Genomic DNA, 14,289 nt, shown 5'->3' with positions numbered 1-14,289 from the left:
ATCACGCTCAACCGGGATAAACTGCGCTGTGATCGAAGTGCGGCCCGGCGGCAGGCGGCGGATCGACCGCGTGCTCGGCCCGGGGTACCTCAGCGGCCTGGGTGAACTGCCGCTGAAGGTGCTGCGCGAGCGGCGCGACGAGGCCGCGCAGGAAGAGACGGACCTGTCCTACCTGCGCCGGCTACTGCACGCGCGGATCGACATCGTCCGCGCGGAGCAGGCGCGGCGCAGCTCCGGCGGCGAGTCGAGCATCGTCGACCAGCTGGCCACGATCCTCGCCGACAACGCGCTGGGCCCGGCCGCGGGTTCCGGCCGCCACCAGCAGCTCGAGCCGTCCCGCGCCGGCGAGCACCGGCGGCACGCGGAGGCCCTGATCGGCGACACCGACCTCACCGACGTCGAGTCTCTGACGGACGAGAAGCTCGCCTCCGCTTTGGACACCTACGCCAGCGAAGAGCTGTCGGTTTCGTCCTTCCGGCGCGAAGTGCAAGGCGTGATGGACACGCTCAACGCGGAGATCGCGAAGCGCTACCAGCAGGGTTCGGCCACTGTGGACGAGCTGCTGGAGAGCGAAGGCGGGCACGGCGAGTGACGAATCCCGTCCTCGCGGAAGTCGTCCGGTCCGGTTTCGTGGAAAGCGTCCACCGCGGCGCGCTCGTGATCACCGGCCCCGAAGGCGACGCGCGCCTGGCCCTGGGTGACGTGACTTCGCCCGTCTTCCCGCGTTCGTCGAACAAGCCGCTGCAGGCGATCGGCATGCTGCGGTCCGGGCTGGACTTCACGGGCGAGGAGCTGGCGCTGGCGTGCGCGTCGCACTCCGGCGAGCCGGGACACGTGAAGCGGGTGCTCGAGCTGCTCGGCGCGGCCGGGCTGCGCGAAGACGACCTGGCGTGCCCACCGGACTTCCCGTTGCACGTCCCGAGCATGCGCGACGCCGCCGAGCCGCGGCGCGTGATGATGAACTGCTCCGGCAAGCACACGGCGATGCTGACGACCTGCGTCCGCGCCGGCTGGCCGACGTCGGGGTACGAATCGCCGGACCACCCGCTGCAGCAGGCGCTCGCCGCGGTCGTTGCGGAGCTGACGGGCGAACCGATCGCCCACACGGGTGTCGACGGCTGCGGCGCGCCGCTCTTCGCGTTCTCCCTGACGGGCCTGGCCCGCGCGTTCGGCCGGGTGACGTCCGCGACTTCGGGTCCCGCTTCCGAGGTCGCTTCGGCGATGCGCGCGCACCCGTGGCTGGTGGCGGGGACGGGCCGCGAGGACACCGTGCTGATGTCCGCCGTGGACGGTCTGGTCGCCAAGGGCGGCGCGGAGGGCGTCCACGCGTTCGCGCTCCCGGACGGGTTCGCCGTGGCGATGAAGATCGACGACGGCAACAAGCGGGCCTGCGCCCCCCTGGCGGTCGAGGCGCTGCGCTACTTGGGTGTGGACGTCTCGGGGCTCGGGGAACTGGCCCGCGGCTCGGTGCTCGGCGGCGGGCGCCCGGTCGGCGAGGTGCGGGTGCCCGAACTACGCTGAGCAGGCCCCCGTTTTCCACGCTACCGGTGGGCACCGACAGTTTCGGGCCGGACGGTTTCGGGGCCGGAAGCGCTAGTTCGAGCGTTCCTTCGACGCCAGGTCGCCCCAGAACTCGCGCAGGTCGGAGAACAGCTCGGCCAGCTCCTCGACGTTGCCCGAGCGCAGCGCGTCCAGGATGTCGTGGACCTCGTCCGCGGTGTTGTCGGACTCCAGGATCGGGTCGGCGAACAGCTGGACCAGCCCGCCGTAGTCGAGCTCGACCACCGAGTCCGCGTGGAAGTTGTCCAGCCACCGCCGCGTCTCGAAGAGCACGCGCCCGGGCCCGGAGTCGCCGAACGTCTGCTCCAGCAGCTCGCCCGCCTCGCGCGCCCGGTGCTGCGCGTCGGCGAGGGTGGTCCGCCAGGAGAGTTCGCGCTTCGGGTCGTCGCGGCCGCTGCCGAGCACCAGCCGGCGCTCGTCCGGGTCGATCAGCACGAACCAGGGCAGCGGGACGGTCCACGTCGTCGACAGCGTGTGCGCCGCCGTCGTGCTCAGGTCCGCCATCGCCGACTTCGTCCGCGCGCGGATCGTCTCCTGGGTGAAGCCACCCTCGTCGAGGACGACGTTCTTCAGCGCCGGGTGCGCGTCCCCGATGAACGTGACGAGTGCCGCGGCCGAGCGGGCCCGCAGCTCCAGGGGGCAGACGAACGGCCCCTGCCCGGCCCGGCCGTCCGGCAGGTCTTCGGGCGCGAGCACCAGGACGTCGGTCAGCAGGCTCGGCGCGGGACGCCCGTCGGCGAGCTCGGCGGGCAGCAGCCGCCGCGGCGCCGCGACCTGTGACTTGAGCCACATGGCCTGCTCGCGCACCCCCGCGTCCGTCCGCCGCAGCTTGGCCGCCGCGACGGCCGCACGCAGCCGTTCGTCCGGCGGCTCGCCCAGGGCGAGCAGGGGTTCGTACACCCGCAAGTAGGCCGCGAAGGGACGGAGCACGAGTAGATCGTGGCACGCCTACCTGCGCCGATCGCCACCGACCGGCCGGTAACCGGTGTCCGGCGGACACTGTCACCACCGGCACACCGTGCCACGTCGCATCGAACCCCCCGGACACGGTACGGTGTGAGCAGGAAAGAATTGTCGAGACGATGCGGGGCCGCCGATTCCCCCGGCCGCCCCGCCCCTGTGCGAGGGGGTCGAGCCATGGGGCGCGGCCGGGCTAAGGCCAAGCAGACGAAGGTGGCGCGCGAGCTCAAGTACAGCTCGCACGAGACCGACTTCGATGCTTTGCAGCGCGAGCTGTCGAGTAACTCCTCCAGCAGTCATTACGAGGAGTCCGACAGCGAAGATCAAGACCCGTACGACGATGGGTACGACGAGTACCGTCGTTGAGCACGCGTAACCGCGCGAGGGCGATGCCGGGTACGACCTGGTCACCGCCCTCGCGCGCTGCGTGCTGCCCAAGTACGGGCCTGCGAGGCGATGAAGGAGTGAGCCGGTGGTAAGTCGGGTTGGAGTCGTCGGGGCGGGCCTGATGGGGTCCGGCATCGCCGAGGTGCACGCCCGGTCCGGGTTGGACGTCGTGGTCACCGAGGTGAACCAGCCGGCGCTCGACGCGGGCAAGGCCCGCATCGAGAAGTCGCTGCAACGCGGCGTCAAGAACGGCAAGCTCTCCTCCGAAGACGCCGACGCGGCACTGGGCCGGCTCCGCTTCACGACGGACATCGCCGAGTTCGCCGACCGCGAACTGGTCGTCGAGGCGATCCTCGAGCAGGAGCAGGCGAAGGTCGACGTCTTCCGCCAGCTGGACAAGATCGTCGAGGCGGAGGACGCGCTGTTCGCGTCCAACACGTCGTCGATCCCGATCATGAAGCTGGGCATGGCGACGAGCCGGCCGCAGCAGGTGGTCGGCATCCACTTCTTCAACCCGGTGCCGGTGCTGCCGCTGGTCGAGCTGGTGCCCTCGCTGCTGACGAGCGAGGAGACGGCCCGCCGCGCGGAGGAACACGCGACGACGGCGCTGGGCAAGACGGTCATCCGGTCGCAGGACCGAGCCGGGTTCATCGTGAACTCGCTGCTGGTGCCGTACCTGCTCTCGGCGATCCGCATGATCGAGTCGGGCTTCGCGTCGGCGGAGGACATCGACCGCGGCATGGAGCTGGGCACCGCGCACCCGATGGGCCCGCTGCGCCTGTCCGACCTGATCGGGCTGGACACGATCAAGGCCATCGCGGACTCGATGTACGCGGAGTTCAAGGAGCCGCTGTACTCGTCGCCGCCGCTGCTGCTGCGCATGGTGGACGCGGGCCTGCTGGGCAAGAAGACCGGCCGGGGCTTCTACTCCTACGGCTGAAATTCGACGGGCGCCTCGAAGGCGGCCCGCCGGGCGGCGCGCCGCAGTACGGCGAGGACGGCCGGCCCGAGCAGGACGATCGCGACCGCGTTCGTGATCGCGCGGCCGGTGTCCCAGCCGAGCGTCGACGTGAGGACCGTGAACGCCGCGAACCGGTGCAGGTTGTCGAGCAGTGGCGCGCCGGGCACGAACGCGAGCTGGGTGCTGGTGCCGGCGAGGAACGGCCACGACCACAGGCTCATCAGGAGCCCGAAGAAGTAGGCCGCGAAGACGCCGTACGCGACGAGCATGGCGATCTCGGCCTTGCCCCGCGGTTTGCGCGGCAGCAGCCCGGCCCCGAGCCCGATGAGCGAAGACGCGAGCATCTGGAACGGCAGCCACGGCCCGACGCCGGCGGTGAGCAGCGCGCTGGTGAACAGGGACGTCGAGCCCAGCACGAACCCGAACCCCGGTCCGAACACGCGCCCGGCGAGGACGAGCAGGAAGAAGACCAGCTCGATCCCACCGGTGCCGGCGCCGAGGGGGCGTAGCCCGGCGTTGACGGCCGAGAGCACGCCGAGCAGGGCGAGGGCTTTGGCGTCGATGCCGCCGCGGGACAGTTCGGCGAGGACGACCAGGATCAGCACCGGCAGGGTCGCCATGAAGACGAACGGGGCGTCGGTGGTGTGCGCGGCCGCGGTCGGTGCCGGGTGGGCGAAGAGGGGCCAGCAGAACATGGCCAGGCCGAGGACGGTCGCCGTGGTGAGGACCAGCGCCGGTTGAAGGGTGACGCGGACCGCGCGGGCCGGTGGGCCGAGGAAGTCGGTCATGGCGCGACCTCCGACGCCGCGGCCCTGCGTGGGACAGCACCGCCGACCCGCGGCTGATCACCGGCCGACCACGCGCCGAGCCGAGAAGCAGCCGACCGCGCCGGCGGTTGCCGCAGGAGTTGGCCCCCTGCCGAATGAGCCCGCCGGACATTGCCGAGCACGCCCGGCCGTGCGCTTGGGCATGCCGCCGATCGGCGCGGACCATGGCTGTCGAACGGACGAACCCGCAAACCATCGCCCAAGCGGCGAGCAACCGGCCGTGGCGTCGGTCGGCGCGGGCCTTGGCCCCCCGCCCGCCCCCGCCCCTCCGCCTCCTCCACCGTCCTCATGCCAGGGCCTCGGCGACCTCGTCCACCGTCAACCACTGCTCCGGCGCCAGGATCTTCGCCACCTGCGGCGCGAACGCCGGCGAGGCGACGATCACCTCCTTCGTCGGGCCGTCCGCTACCACCTCGCCCTCGGCCATGACCACCACGCGACTTGCCACCGTTGCCACGAACTCGACGTCGTGCGTGGCCAGCACTACCGCGTGACCCTGCGAGGCCAGCTCTCGCAGGGTCGCCGCGAAGCGCCTTTTTGCGTGGTAGTCGAGGCCGCGCGTGGGCTCGTCCAAGAGCACGACCGGCGGGGCCGCCGCCAGCTGGACCGCCAGCACCAGCGCCAGTCGTTGCCCTTCGGAAAGATCGCCGGGGTGCGCTTCACCGGCGATCCCGGGGGCGAGCCGGTCCAGCAGGGCCCGGGCCGTCCCCGCCGGTACCTCGGACTCCGTGTCGGCCTGTGCGCACTCGGCGTCGACCGAATCGAGGTACAGCAGGTCGGCCGGGGTCTGCGGGACCAGCCCCACGCGCTGACGGGCCGCTCGTGGCTTGAGCGATGCCGGGTCCGCTCCGCCGACGTCGACCTTCCCCGCCGACCTCGGCCCGCTGCCCTGCACCGCCCAGAGAAGCGACGACTTGCCGGAGCCGTTGCGTCCCATCAGCGCGACTACTTCCCCCTGCCCGACGCGCAGGTCGACCCCGCGCACCGCCAGGACATCCCCGTATCGGACCACCACCTCTCTCACGTCCAGTGCCGAACCGGTCACCGAGAGAGTACGACCCACCACCGACAATTTCCGGAGCCGCGATCGCAACGGCCCCGCGACCCGCCGGGCGTCGCGGACCGACAACGGCAGCGGTGACCAGCCCGCGAGCCGTCCCAGCTCGGCGATCGGCGGGGCGATCGACGACGTCGCCAGGATCTCCGCCGGTGGTCCCGAGCGCACCGAACCGTCGCCCGGCAGGTACAGCAGCCGGTCCGCGTACTGCGCCACCCGCTCCATCCGGTGCTCCGCGACGACCACCGTCGTCCCGAGGTCGTGCACCAGCCGGGTGATCGCCGCCAGCACGTCCTCGGCCGCCGTCGGGTCCAGTGCCGACGTCGGCTCGTCGAGCACGACGACCGACGGGTGCGCCGTCAGCACCGAGCCGATCGCCACGCGCTGCTGCTGCCCGCCCGACAATGTCCGAAGTGGACGGTGGCGCAGGTCCGCGATCCCCAGCAGGTCAAGGGTTTCCTCGACGCGCTTGCGCATGACGTCCGGCGCCACCGCGAGCTGCTCCATCGCGTACGCCAGCTCCTCCTCGACGGTGTCCGTGACGAACCCGGCGAGCGGGTCCTGCCCGACGACCCCGACGACCGAAGCCAGCTCACGCGGCGGGAACGAAGCCGTGTCGCGCCCGTCCACCAGGACGCGACCGGCCAAAAGACCGCCCGTGAAGTGCGGGACGTGCCCGTTGATCGCGCCGAGGAACGTCGACTTGCCGGCCCCGGTCGGCCCCGCGACCAGGCACAGCTCGCCCTCCTCGACCTGCAGGGAGACGTCCGAAAGCACCGGGCGCGCCGCGTCTGGGTAGGTCACCGTGACCCGCGAGAACTCGATCACCGGACGACCTCCGGGGGAGGCGGCGCGACCCACGCCGGCAGCACCGCGACGAGCAGGGAAACCACGTGCACCAGGGAAACCTCCGGCCACCGCAACGGGCTCAACGACGGGAACAGGTTCGCCGGATCGACCTGGGCGAAAACGAAAAGAGAAACGCACGACCCGACGCCGGCGAGCACGACCAGCGTCTCCGGCCACCGCCACGGATCCGGCCGGTACGCCGTGCGCCGCACGCGCCGGCCGCCGACGACGAACCCCACGACCGCCACCACCAGGCCCAGGACCAGCAGCGGCACGCCGGGCCACGACGACGTCCCGTCGAGCACGCCGTAGACGCCGACGCACACGCCGACCAGCCCCGAGAGAACGCAGGCGGCGATCAGCACCCGCACCCCGGGACTCAGGTACGCCCGGCGCCCGTAGCCCCGGGAGTCCATCGCGGCCGCCAGCCGCAGCGCCCGGTCCATCGCGTCCTCCAGCACCGGCACCACGATGCCCTTGACCGCCCGCAGCCCGCGAGTCCGGCCCGCCCGCAGCCGCCGGGCCCGCCGCACGCGCTGGACGCTCTCGACGAGCTGCGGCGCGACCGTCAGGGCGACCGTGACCGCCGTGCCCACCTCGTACAGTGCCCCGGGAACCGCTTTGAGCAGGCGTTTCGGGTTGGCGAGCGCGTTCGCCGCGCCGACGCAGACGACCATCGTCGCCAGGCGGAGGCCGTCGTAGAACCCGCCGAGCAGCGCCTCCGCCGACGTCGGCCCGAGCAGGGACAACCCGGCCGTCAGGGGGATCCGCGGGAGCGCCAGCAGCACGTGCCCGCCGTCTTCGCCACCGACCAGGATCCGGAACAGCACGCGCGACGCGACGATCAGCGCGCCGACGTACGCGTACAGCCGGAACGCCAGCGCCCAGGGCGCGTCGCTGCGCCGGTTCGCGACGACGAACCCCGCGACGGCGATGATCAGGCCGAGCAGCAGCGGGTTCGTCGTCCGGCTTGCGGCGACGGCCAGCGCGAGCGCCCAGACCCACCAGGCGCCGGGGTGCAGCGCCCTACTGCGCACGCCGGCGACGGGCCACGACGATCCCGGCGCCGGCGACCACCACGATCACTACGGCCCCGATGACCAGGCCCCACGGGAACGAACCGCCCTGCTCGGCGGGAGCGGGCGCCGGAGCTGGGGTGGCCGCCTGCCGCACGGGCGCCACCTTGGGGGGCGCGGGCAGGTCGTTCGCCGACTTCGGCCGCGCGAACGCCCAGCCCTCGAAGCCACCAGCCACCGGCTTCGACGTCTGCGCACCCTCCTGGCTCGACTCCCAGACGCCGCCCGCCGACGCGTGCCAGTAGCTCCAGTACGCCGTCGCCGACGGCATCCCCGCGCACGATTCGACGTCGGGACCCGGCTTGCCGTCGATCCGGCAGGCCACGGCCAGGCCGTACTTCTGCGAGCCGGTGACGTCGATCCCGGCCTCCTGCAGGGCCGCGATGCCGTTCGCGGGCGTCCCGGGGGCGCAGCGGATCAGCGGCTGCGGACCCAGGTCGCCGAAGTCGACGACCACCGTCACGCCGGCACCTTCGGCGCACGCCCCATCGGCCGCCGAGGCGGGCGCGGCGCCCGCGAAGGAGGCGCCCAGCAGCAGGGCGCAGAGGGCGGACAAGCGGGCGAAACGTGCGGCGATCATGCAAGAACCTTAACCAGCGAAGGACGCGGTTCCGGCGCGACGAGCAACACACCTAGACTGCGGGCCGTGGGACAGCTCATCGCGGACGGACAGCTGCGCGTCGGCCTGATCGGCGCCGGCCCGTGGGCGACGACGATCCACGCGCCCGGGCTTGCGGATCACCCCGGCACGGCGCTGACCGCGGTCTGGGCCCGGCGGCCCGAGGCCGCGCAAGCGCTTGCGGACACGCACTGCGCGGCGACCGCCGACACCGTCGAGGAGCTGTTCGAGCAGGTGGACGCGGTCGCGTTCGCCGTTCCGCCGTCGATCCAGGCCGAGCTGGCCGTGCGCGCGGCCGAAGCCGGGAAGCACCTGATCCTGGAGAAGCCGATCGCCGCCGACCTCGCCGGGGCGCATCGGCTGGCCGACGCCGTCGCGGCCGCGGACGTGGCCGCGCTCGTCGTGCTGACCCTGCGGTACTCGGCGCAGACCCAGGACTGGCTCGCCGGCCTCGCCCAGGCGGGCGGCTGGGCGGGCGGTGGCGCGCGCTGGCTGTCCGGCGCGCTGCTCGGCGGCCAGTACGCCGCTTCGGAATGGCGCAACGACGACGGCGGCGCGCTGTTCGACATCGGCCCGCACGCGCTCGACATGCTGGACGCCGCGCTCGGCCCGATCACCGAGGTCGTCGCCGCCCGGCGGAGCCCCGGCGACCTCTGGCACCTGATGCTCGCCCACGAAGCCGGCGTGATCAGCACCGCGACGCTCTCGCTGCGGCTGCCGGTGCAGCCGACCGTTGTCGAGGTCGCCGTCTGGGGCGAGCACGGATACCGGACGCTCGGGCGCAAACCGGGCTCGGCGCAGGAGTCCTACACCGCGCTGCTGGACGACTTCGCCGCGATGATCGCGAGTGGCACCACCACCCACCCGTGCGACGTCCGGCGCGGCCTGCACCTCCAGAAGCTGCTCGAACAGGCCCGCGCGCTCGCCGAGTAGTACACAGGCCCGGCACGCGGATTTACGTTGTGAAGTAAGGCTTCTCCTGGAAGTCTCCGAATTCATCCACAGGGTTGTCCACAACCTCCACTGTGGACAGTGCGTCTCCTGACCGAACCACGGGAAGACAAACGCCGCCACCGGAAAGATCACCGAATAGTGCGGTGCCCTCGGACTGCCGAGTCGATCTTGCGGTGCGAAGGTGAATTCGAATGGAGGGGTTCCAAGAGAGGACGCGCATGGAAGCGCTGCTTCGCGCCTTCTGGGGGATGATTCCGATATCGGCGATCGCACTGCCGTACGCGCTGCTGGGGTGGCCACTGCTCGCGGCCCGGCGACGGCGGAGACTCCCGGCGCGCTTCGCGACCGCGACGGCCGGCGCCGACTGCGCCGCCACGCTCCTGGTGTTTCTCGTGTTGTGCCTGGTCATCATGCCGGTCGGCGGCTCGTCCGACAGCACCCTCGACCTCGTTCCCGGCTCCGACATCACCGCCGCGTTCGCCGACGACGGTTCACTCTGGCAGGTGATCGGCAACGTCCTGCTGCTGTGCCCGCTCGGCGCGTTGCTGCCGTTGCGGGTGCGCCGGCTGCGCACCCTGCTGCGGGTCGCGCTGGCCGCGTTGCTTGCGTCCGTGCTGGTGGAAGGTACGCAATATCTCATCCACTGCGGCCGGGTCACCTCGGCCGACGACGTCCTGTTGAACACCGCGGGCGCGACGCTCGGGGCCGCGCTCAGCCGGCGCGGGTGGCGCTCCCTGGACCCGCCACCGCCGGTGGCCATCCCGGCGCAGCGGCGCCGGATCTGCGAGTCGCCCACGCTCCGGCTGCGCGTCCCGCGTTCGGTCTGGGACACGCGCTACGCGGCCATCGCGCACCCGGAACGCCAGTAATCCGGTTGCGGGCCGTGCCAAGATGGCGGCAGGACAGCCCCTTCGAGTCAAGGAATGACCGCCTATGCCTGGCGCCGCCTCCGGCGTCGGCCCCCGCTAGGCCCGACGCCCGGCGATCTGCCCGCAAGCCCGCGCACCGGGCTGCGGTTCCTTGACGTACTTTCGAAAGGCTCACATGTCCACCATTCAGGCCTATGTCCGCAAGACGGCGCCACGCGGCCGGGACACCGAGCGGGTCGGCCCCTTCCTGGCCACCTACTCGCCGGGCACGCCGCACCCGATGCTCAACTACGCGATCCCGGACGACGGCGCCCGGCCGACGCCGGCCGAGATCGCCGCTCTGACGGAGGCGTACCGGCGGCGGGACCTGCTCCCGCGGGTCGAGTACTTCACCGACGTCGCCCCCGACCTGGAGAAACTGCTGGTCGACGCGGGGTACGGGCTCGAACGCCGGGTGCCGCTGATGACCTGCTCGCCGGCCGAGCGGGTCGACAAGCCGGCGCCGGCGGGGATCCGGCTGCGCGCACCGGAGTCCGGCGAGGACTTCCGGCGCATGCGAGCCGCGCAGAACACCGCGTTCGGTGAACCGCCGGAAATCAGCGACGAAGAGGTCGAGCAGCTGAAGACCAGCAGCGGACGGCACCTCCTCGCGGAAGCCGACGGCGTGGTCGTCGGCGGCGGGGTCGCGCTCGACATCGTCGACGGAACCACCGAGGTCGCCGGGATCGCCGTGCTCGAGCCGTACCGCGGCCGCGGGATCGCCGCGGCGCTCACCGCGCGGCTCACCCGCGAAGCGCACGAAGCCGGTGCGCACACGGCGTTCCTGACCCCTGGTGACCTGGGGATCGGGAATGTCTACGCCCGCGTCGGCTACCGGCCGGCGGGCGAGTGCGTGCACCTGTCGCCGGCCTAGTCGTCGAAGCGGCCGGAGCGGCCACGTTTCACGTCGCTCCGGCGCTTCTTCGACGCCAGGCGGCGCTCCTTCGAACCGCGGGACGGCTTCGTGGGGCGCCGCTTGGCGGGCGGCGGCGCAGACGCGTCGAGCAGGAGGTTCGCGAGCCGGCCGCGCGCCGCCTCGCGGTTCTGCAGCTGCGAGCGGTGTTCGCTGGCCGCGATCGTGAGGACGCCGTCGACCAGCCGCGAACCGAGCCCGGCCAGGACCCGGTCACGCAGGTACTCGGGGATCGACGGCGACGCGGCGACGTCGAAGGACAGCTCGACGCGCGAGTCCGTGGTGTTCACGCCCTGCCCGCCCGGGCCGGACGAGCGCGAAAAGCGCTCGCTCAACTCGGCTCCCGGGATCGTGAACCGGGAGCCGATCACCACGTCTTCGGCTGCCACGTCAACCAGTGTGACAGCCGGGTCGAGCGCGTTTTGAAAGAACGCTGTCAGAACCGCGGGTGGTCGCCCGAGAGCACCGCGCGCGGGCCGTCGACGTCGCCGGCGGGCTGGACGTCACCCAGGATCCACGCGGGGACGTGCCGCGCGGTCAGCATGGCCAGCGCGCGGTCGACGTCCTCGGGGCCGACGATCGCGACCATGCCCACGCCCATGTTGAACGTCTTCTCCAGCTCGGCCCGCTCGACCTTGCCGCGCTGGCCGATCAGGGCGAACACCGGCGCCGGCGTCCAGGTGCCGCGCTCGAGCCGGGCGACCAGGCCGCGCGGCATGACGCGGGCCAGGTTGGCCTCCAGGCCACCGCCGGTGATGTGCGCGAACGTCCGGACCTCGGTCTCGGCGGCGAGCGCCAGGCAGTCCTTCGCGTAGATCCGCGTCGGCTCCAGCATCTCCTCGCCGAGGGTGCGGCCGAACTCCTCGACGTGGCCGTCGAGCGGCATCCGCGCGATGTCCAGCAGCACGTGCCGGGCCAGGGAGTAACCGTTCGAGTGCAGGCCGGACGAGCCGAGCGCGAGTACGACGTCGCCCGGGCGGACCTTCTCCGGCGAGAGCAGCTGGGACGCCTCGACGACGCCGACGCCGGTGGCCGACATGTCGTAGTCGTGCTCGCCCATCAGGCCGGGGTGCTCCGCGGTCTCGCCGCCGAGCAGCGCGCAGCCGGCCTGGACGCAGCCCTCGGCGATGCCGCCGACCAGCGCGGCGATCTTCTCCGGGTGCACCTTGCCGACGGCGATGTAGTCCTGCAGGAACAGCGGCTCGGCGCCGGTCACGACCAGGTCGTCGACCACCATGGCGACCAGGTCGATGCCGACCGTGTCGTGCTTGTCCAGCGCCTGCGCGACCGCGATCTTGGTGCCGACGCCGTCGGTCGAGGACGCGAGCACCGGCTCCTTCCACTTGTCGAGCTTCAGGGAGAAGAGCCCGGCGAAGCCGCCGACGCCGCCCATGACCTCGGGCCGCGTGGCCCGCTCGGCGTGCGGCTTGAGCAGCTCGACGGCTTGGTCGCCGGCGTCGATGCTGACCCCGGCGGCGGCGTACGTGGCGCTCGTGGACTCGCTCACGGTGGAAGGACTCCCTCTGGAAGGAACTGCTAGGGACGCCGGACGGCGTCTTCGGCACCGTACCCGGCGGGGCTGACCGGGGTCGCCGCGCCATTGACCGAGTCGAGGCTTTCGAGCAGGTGCTTCCCGATCAGCGCGTCCTCCGGCAGCGGGATCGGGTACTCGCCGGAGAAGCACGCCGTGCACAGCCGCGACTTCGGCTGTTCCGCCGCCGCGACCAGGCCGTCCAGGGAAATGTAACCCAGCGAGTCGGCGCCGATCGAGCGCCGGATGCCGTCGAGGTCGACGCCGTTCGCGACCAGCTCGGCCCGCGAGGCGAAGTCGATGCCGTAGAAGCACGGCCAGCGCACCGGCGGCGACGCGATCCGGACGTGCACCTCGAGCGCGCCGGCCTCGCGCAGCATGCGGACGAGCGCGCGCTGGGTGTTGCCGCGGACGATCGAGTCGTCCACGACGACCAGGCGCTTGCCGCGGATGACGTCCCGCAGCGGGTTCAGCTTGAGCCGGATGCCGAGCTGGCGGATGGTCTGCGACGGCTGGATGAACGTGCGCCCGACGTAGGCGTTCTTCACCAGGCCGGTGCCGTAGGGGATGCCCGAGCCCTGCGCGTAGCCGATCGCGGCGGGGGTGCCCGACTCCGGCACCGGCATCACGAGGTCGGCATCGACCGGCTGCTCGCTGGCCAGCCGGCGGCCGATCTCGACGCGGGTGGCGTGCACGCCGCGGCCGGCGATCGTGGTGTCCGGGCGTGCGAGGTAGACGTACTCGAAGACGCAGCCCTTGGGGTCCGGGTTCGCGAACCGGGACGAGCGCAGGCCCGCGGCGTCGATCGCGATGAGCTCGCCCGGCTCGACCTCGCGGACGAAGGAGGCGCCGACGATGTCGAGGCCCGCCGTCTCGCTGGAGACGACCCAGCCGCGCTCGAGCCGGCCGAGCACCAACGGGTGTACCCCGTGCGGGTCACGCGCCGCGTAGAGCGTGTTCTCGTCGGAGAACACCAAGCAGAAGGCGCCCTTCAGGGTGGGCAGCAGGTCCATCGCGGCGGCTTCGATGCCCTTGTCGGCGGCGTTCGCCGCGAGCAGCCCGCAGATCAGGTCCGAGTCGCTGGACGAGCCGGTCAGGCCCGCGTGCGGCTTGAGCCCGGCCTCGATGGTGCGTTCGCGCAGCTCCGCCGTGTTGACGAGGTTGCCGTTGTGCGCGAAGGAAAGGCCGCTGCCGGTTTCCGTGGTGCGGAAGATCGGCTGGGCGTTCTCCCAGATGGTCGCGCCGGTGGTCGAGTACCGGCAGTGCCCGACGGCGATGTGGCCCTGCAGCGACTGCAGGATCTGCTCGTCGAACACCTGGCTGACCAGGCCGAGGTCCTTGAAGACCACGATCTGCGAGCCGTCGGAGACGGAGATGCCGGCGGCCTCCTGCCCGCGGTGCTGCAGGGCGTAGAGGCCGTAGTAGGTCAGCTTCGCGACTTCTTCCCCGGGAGCCCAGACGCCGAAGACGCCACACTCCTCACGGGGTTCCGGTTCGGGCTGGTCGGACACGAGCTGCGGGTCGGAAACCACCGAAGGTGCTCCCAGGAAGACGTGGTCAGGCCGGTTTCAACTGAGGCTTATTCTGCCGTCGGCCGCCGCATGACTTTTGCCCTGATCAGCGGCTTGCAGTCGGGGCGCGGCGGCCTGACCAGAATAAGCCTCAGTGTAGACGCTGCGGACATGAG

15 protein-coding genes are annotated in these 14,289 nt (G+C 72.0%); 7 read left to right on the top strand and 8 right to left on the bottom strand.

Annotated features, from left to right (window positions below; all coding sequences use genetic code 11):
* Positions 1-28: 28 nt before the first annotated feature.
* Both ABFJ78_RS04345 and ABFJ78_RS04340 read left to right on the top strand, forming a co-directional pair.
* Entirely contained in the window at positions 29-592 is a 564-nt protein-coding gene (locus tag ABFJ78_RS04345) for an RsiG family protein (protein ID WP_086681249.1), read from the top strand.
* The gene (locus ABFJ78_RS04340; protein WP_436384346.1) at positions 589-1,521 is read left to right on the top strand and encodes an asparaginase; all 933 of its coding nucleotides are present in this window, start codon (positions 589-591) and stop codon (positions 1,519-1,521) included. The genes ABFJ78_RS04345 and ABFJ78_RS04340 overlap by 4 nt, the downstream gene beginning before the upstream one ends.
* Before the next feature lie 72 nt (positions 1,522-1,593).
* Here ABFJ78_RS04340 and ABFJ78_RS04335 read toward each other — a convergent pair whose 3' ends face one another.
* Entirely contained in the window at positions 1,594-2,490 is an 897-nt protein-coding gene (locus tag ABFJ78_RS04335) for a hypothetical protein (RefSeq protein ID WP_436384345.1), read from the bottom strand.
* 207 nt (positions 2,491-2,697) lie between these two features.
* Between ABFJ78_RS04335 and ABFJ78_RS04330 the strand changes: the two genes are divergently transcribed.
* Positions 2,698-2,886, top strand: a complete 189-nt coding sequence (locus ABFJ78_RS04330; protein WP_086684206.1) for a DUF3073 domain-containing protein — start codon at positions 2,698-2,700, stop codon at positions 2,884-2,886.
* Between the two features lie 106 nt (positions 2,887-2,992).
* Positions 2,993-3,847, top strand: coding sequence for a 3-hydroxybutyryl-CoA dehydrogenase (locus ABFJ78_RS04325; protein WP_286001104.1), 855 nt, complete (start codon positions 2,993-2,995; stop codon positions 3,845-3,847).
* Here ABFJ78_RS04325 and ABFJ78_RS04320 read toward each other — a convergent pair.
* The 4 genes from ABFJ78_RS04320 to ABFJ78_RS04305 all read right to left on the bottom strand — a co-directional run bounded on the left by ABFJ78_RS04320 (position 3,838) and on the right by ABFJ78_RS04305 (position 8,257).
* Complete coding sequence (locus tag ABFJ78_RS04320) at positions 3,838-4,656, bottom strand: ECF transporter S component (protein ID WP_436384344.1); 819 nt, start codon at positions 4,654-4,656, stop codon at positions 3,838-3,840. The genes ABFJ78_RS04325 and ABFJ78_RS04320 overlap by 10 nt on opposite strands.
* A 325-nt stretch (positions 4,657-4,981) precedes the next feature.
* Positions 4,982-6,580: an ABC transporter ATP-binding protein gene (locus tag ABFJ78_RS04315; RefSeq protein ID WP_436384343.1), complete on the bottom strand. Its 1,599-nt coding sequence runs from the start codon at positions 6,578-6,580 to the stop codon at positions 4,982-4,984.
* Positions 6,577-7,638 (bottom strand): CbiQ family ECF transporter T component, encoded by a 1,062-nt coding sequence (locus ABFJ78_RS04310; protein WP_436384342.1) that lies wholly within the window; start codon positions 7,636-7,638, stop codon positions 6,577-6,579. The genes ABFJ78_RS04315 and ABFJ78_RS04310 overlap by 4 nt, the downstream gene beginning before the upstream one ends.
* Positions 7,628-8,257 (bottom strand): hypothetical protein, encoded by a 630-nt coding sequence (locus ABFJ78_RS04305; protein WP_436384340.1) that lies wholly within the window; start codon positions 8,255-8,257, stop codon positions 7,628-7,630. The genes ABFJ78_RS04310 and ABFJ78_RS04305 overlap by 11 nt, the downstream gene beginning before the upstream one ends.
* 66 nt (positions 8,258-8,323) lie before the next feature.
* On the opposite strand from ABFJ78_RS04305, the gene ABFJ78_RS04300 reads away from it, so the two are divergent.
* From ABFJ78_RS04300 to ABFJ78_RS04290, 3 genes are all read left to right on the top strand, one after another.
* A complete protein-coding gene (locus ABFJ78_RS04300) occupies positions 8,324-9,229 on the top strand; it encodes a Gfo/Idh/MocA family protein (RefSeq protein WP_436384339.1) in 906 nt (301 codons plus the stop codon).
* Positions 9,230-9,468: 239 nt separating this feature from the next.
* On the top strand, positions 9,469-10,119 hold the full coding sequence (locus ABFJ78_RS04295) for a VanZ family protein (protein WP_436384338.1): 651 nt from the start codon (positions 9,469-9,471) through the stop codon (positions 10,117-10,119).
* A 175-nt stretch (positions 10,120-10,294) separates the two neighbouring features.
* Complete coding sequence (locus ABFJ78_RS04290) at positions 10,295-11,032, top strand: GNAT family N-acetyltransferase (RefSeq protein WP_436384337.1); 738 nt, start codon at positions 10,295-10,297, stop codon at positions 11,030-11,032.
* Here ABFJ78_RS04290 and arfB read toward each other — a convergent pair.
* From arfB to purF, 3 genes are all read right to left on the bottom strand, one after another.
* Positions 11,029-11,445, bottom strand: a complete 417-nt coding sequence (gene arfB / locus ABFJ78_RS04285; protein WP_400869439.1) for an alternative ribosome rescue aminoacyl-tRNA hydrolase ArfB — start codon at positions 11,443-11,445, stop codon at positions 11,029-11,031. The genes ABFJ78_RS04290 and arfB overlap by 4 nt on opposite strands.
* 62 nt (positions 11,446-11,507) lie before the next feature.
* Positions 11,508-12,578 carry a phosphoribosylformylglycinamidine cyclo-ligase gene (gene purM, locus ABFJ78_RS04280; RefSeq protein ID WP_436384335.1) on the bottom strand — a complete coding sequence of 357 codons (1,071 nt, stop codon included), beginning with the start codon at positions 12,576-12,578 and terminating at the stop codon, positions 11,508-11,510.
* Between the two features lie 29 nt (positions 12,579-12,607).
* Positions 12,608-14,134, bottom strand: coding sequence for an amidophosphoribosyltransferase (gene purF / locus ABFJ78_RS04275; protein WP_436384334.1), 1,527 nt, complete (start codon positions 14,132-14,134; stop codon positions 12,608-12,610).
* Positions 14,135-14,289: the final 155 nt, after the last annotated feature.

This window comes from Amycolatopsis sp. MEPSY49, assembly GCF_051337345.1.
Classification (GTDB): Bacteria; Actinomycetota; Actinomycetes; order Mycobacteriales; family Pseudonocardiaceae; genus Amycolatopsis.
The sequence above is the reverse complement of the archived record's forward strand: the minus strand, read 5'-3'. Positions and strand labels throughout refer to the sequence as shown.

Bases quoted from the DNA above. Each gene is read 5' to 3' on its own strand.
- ABFJ78_RS04330 (WP_086684206.1), top strand. From the start codon at position 2,698: ATGGGGCGCGGCCGGGCTAAGGCCAAGCAGACGAAGGTGGCGCGCGAG.
- ABFJ78_RS04320 (WP_436384344.1), bottom strand. From the start codon at position 4,656: ATGACCGACTTCCTCGGCCCACCGGCCCGCGCGGTCCGCGTCACCCTT.
- ABFJ78_RS04305 (WP_436384340.1), bottom strand. From the start codon at position 8,257: ATGATCGCCGCACGTTTCGCCCGCTTGTCCGCCCTCTGCGCCCTGCTG.
- ABFJ78_RS04295 (WP_436384338.1), top strand. From the start codon at position 9,469: ATGGAAGCGCTGCTTCGCGCCTTCTGGGGGATGATTCCGATATCGGCG.
- ABFJ78_RS04290 (WP_436384337.1), top strand. From the start codon at position 10,295: ATGTCCACCATTCAGGCCTATGTCCGCAAGACGGCGCCACGCGGCCGG.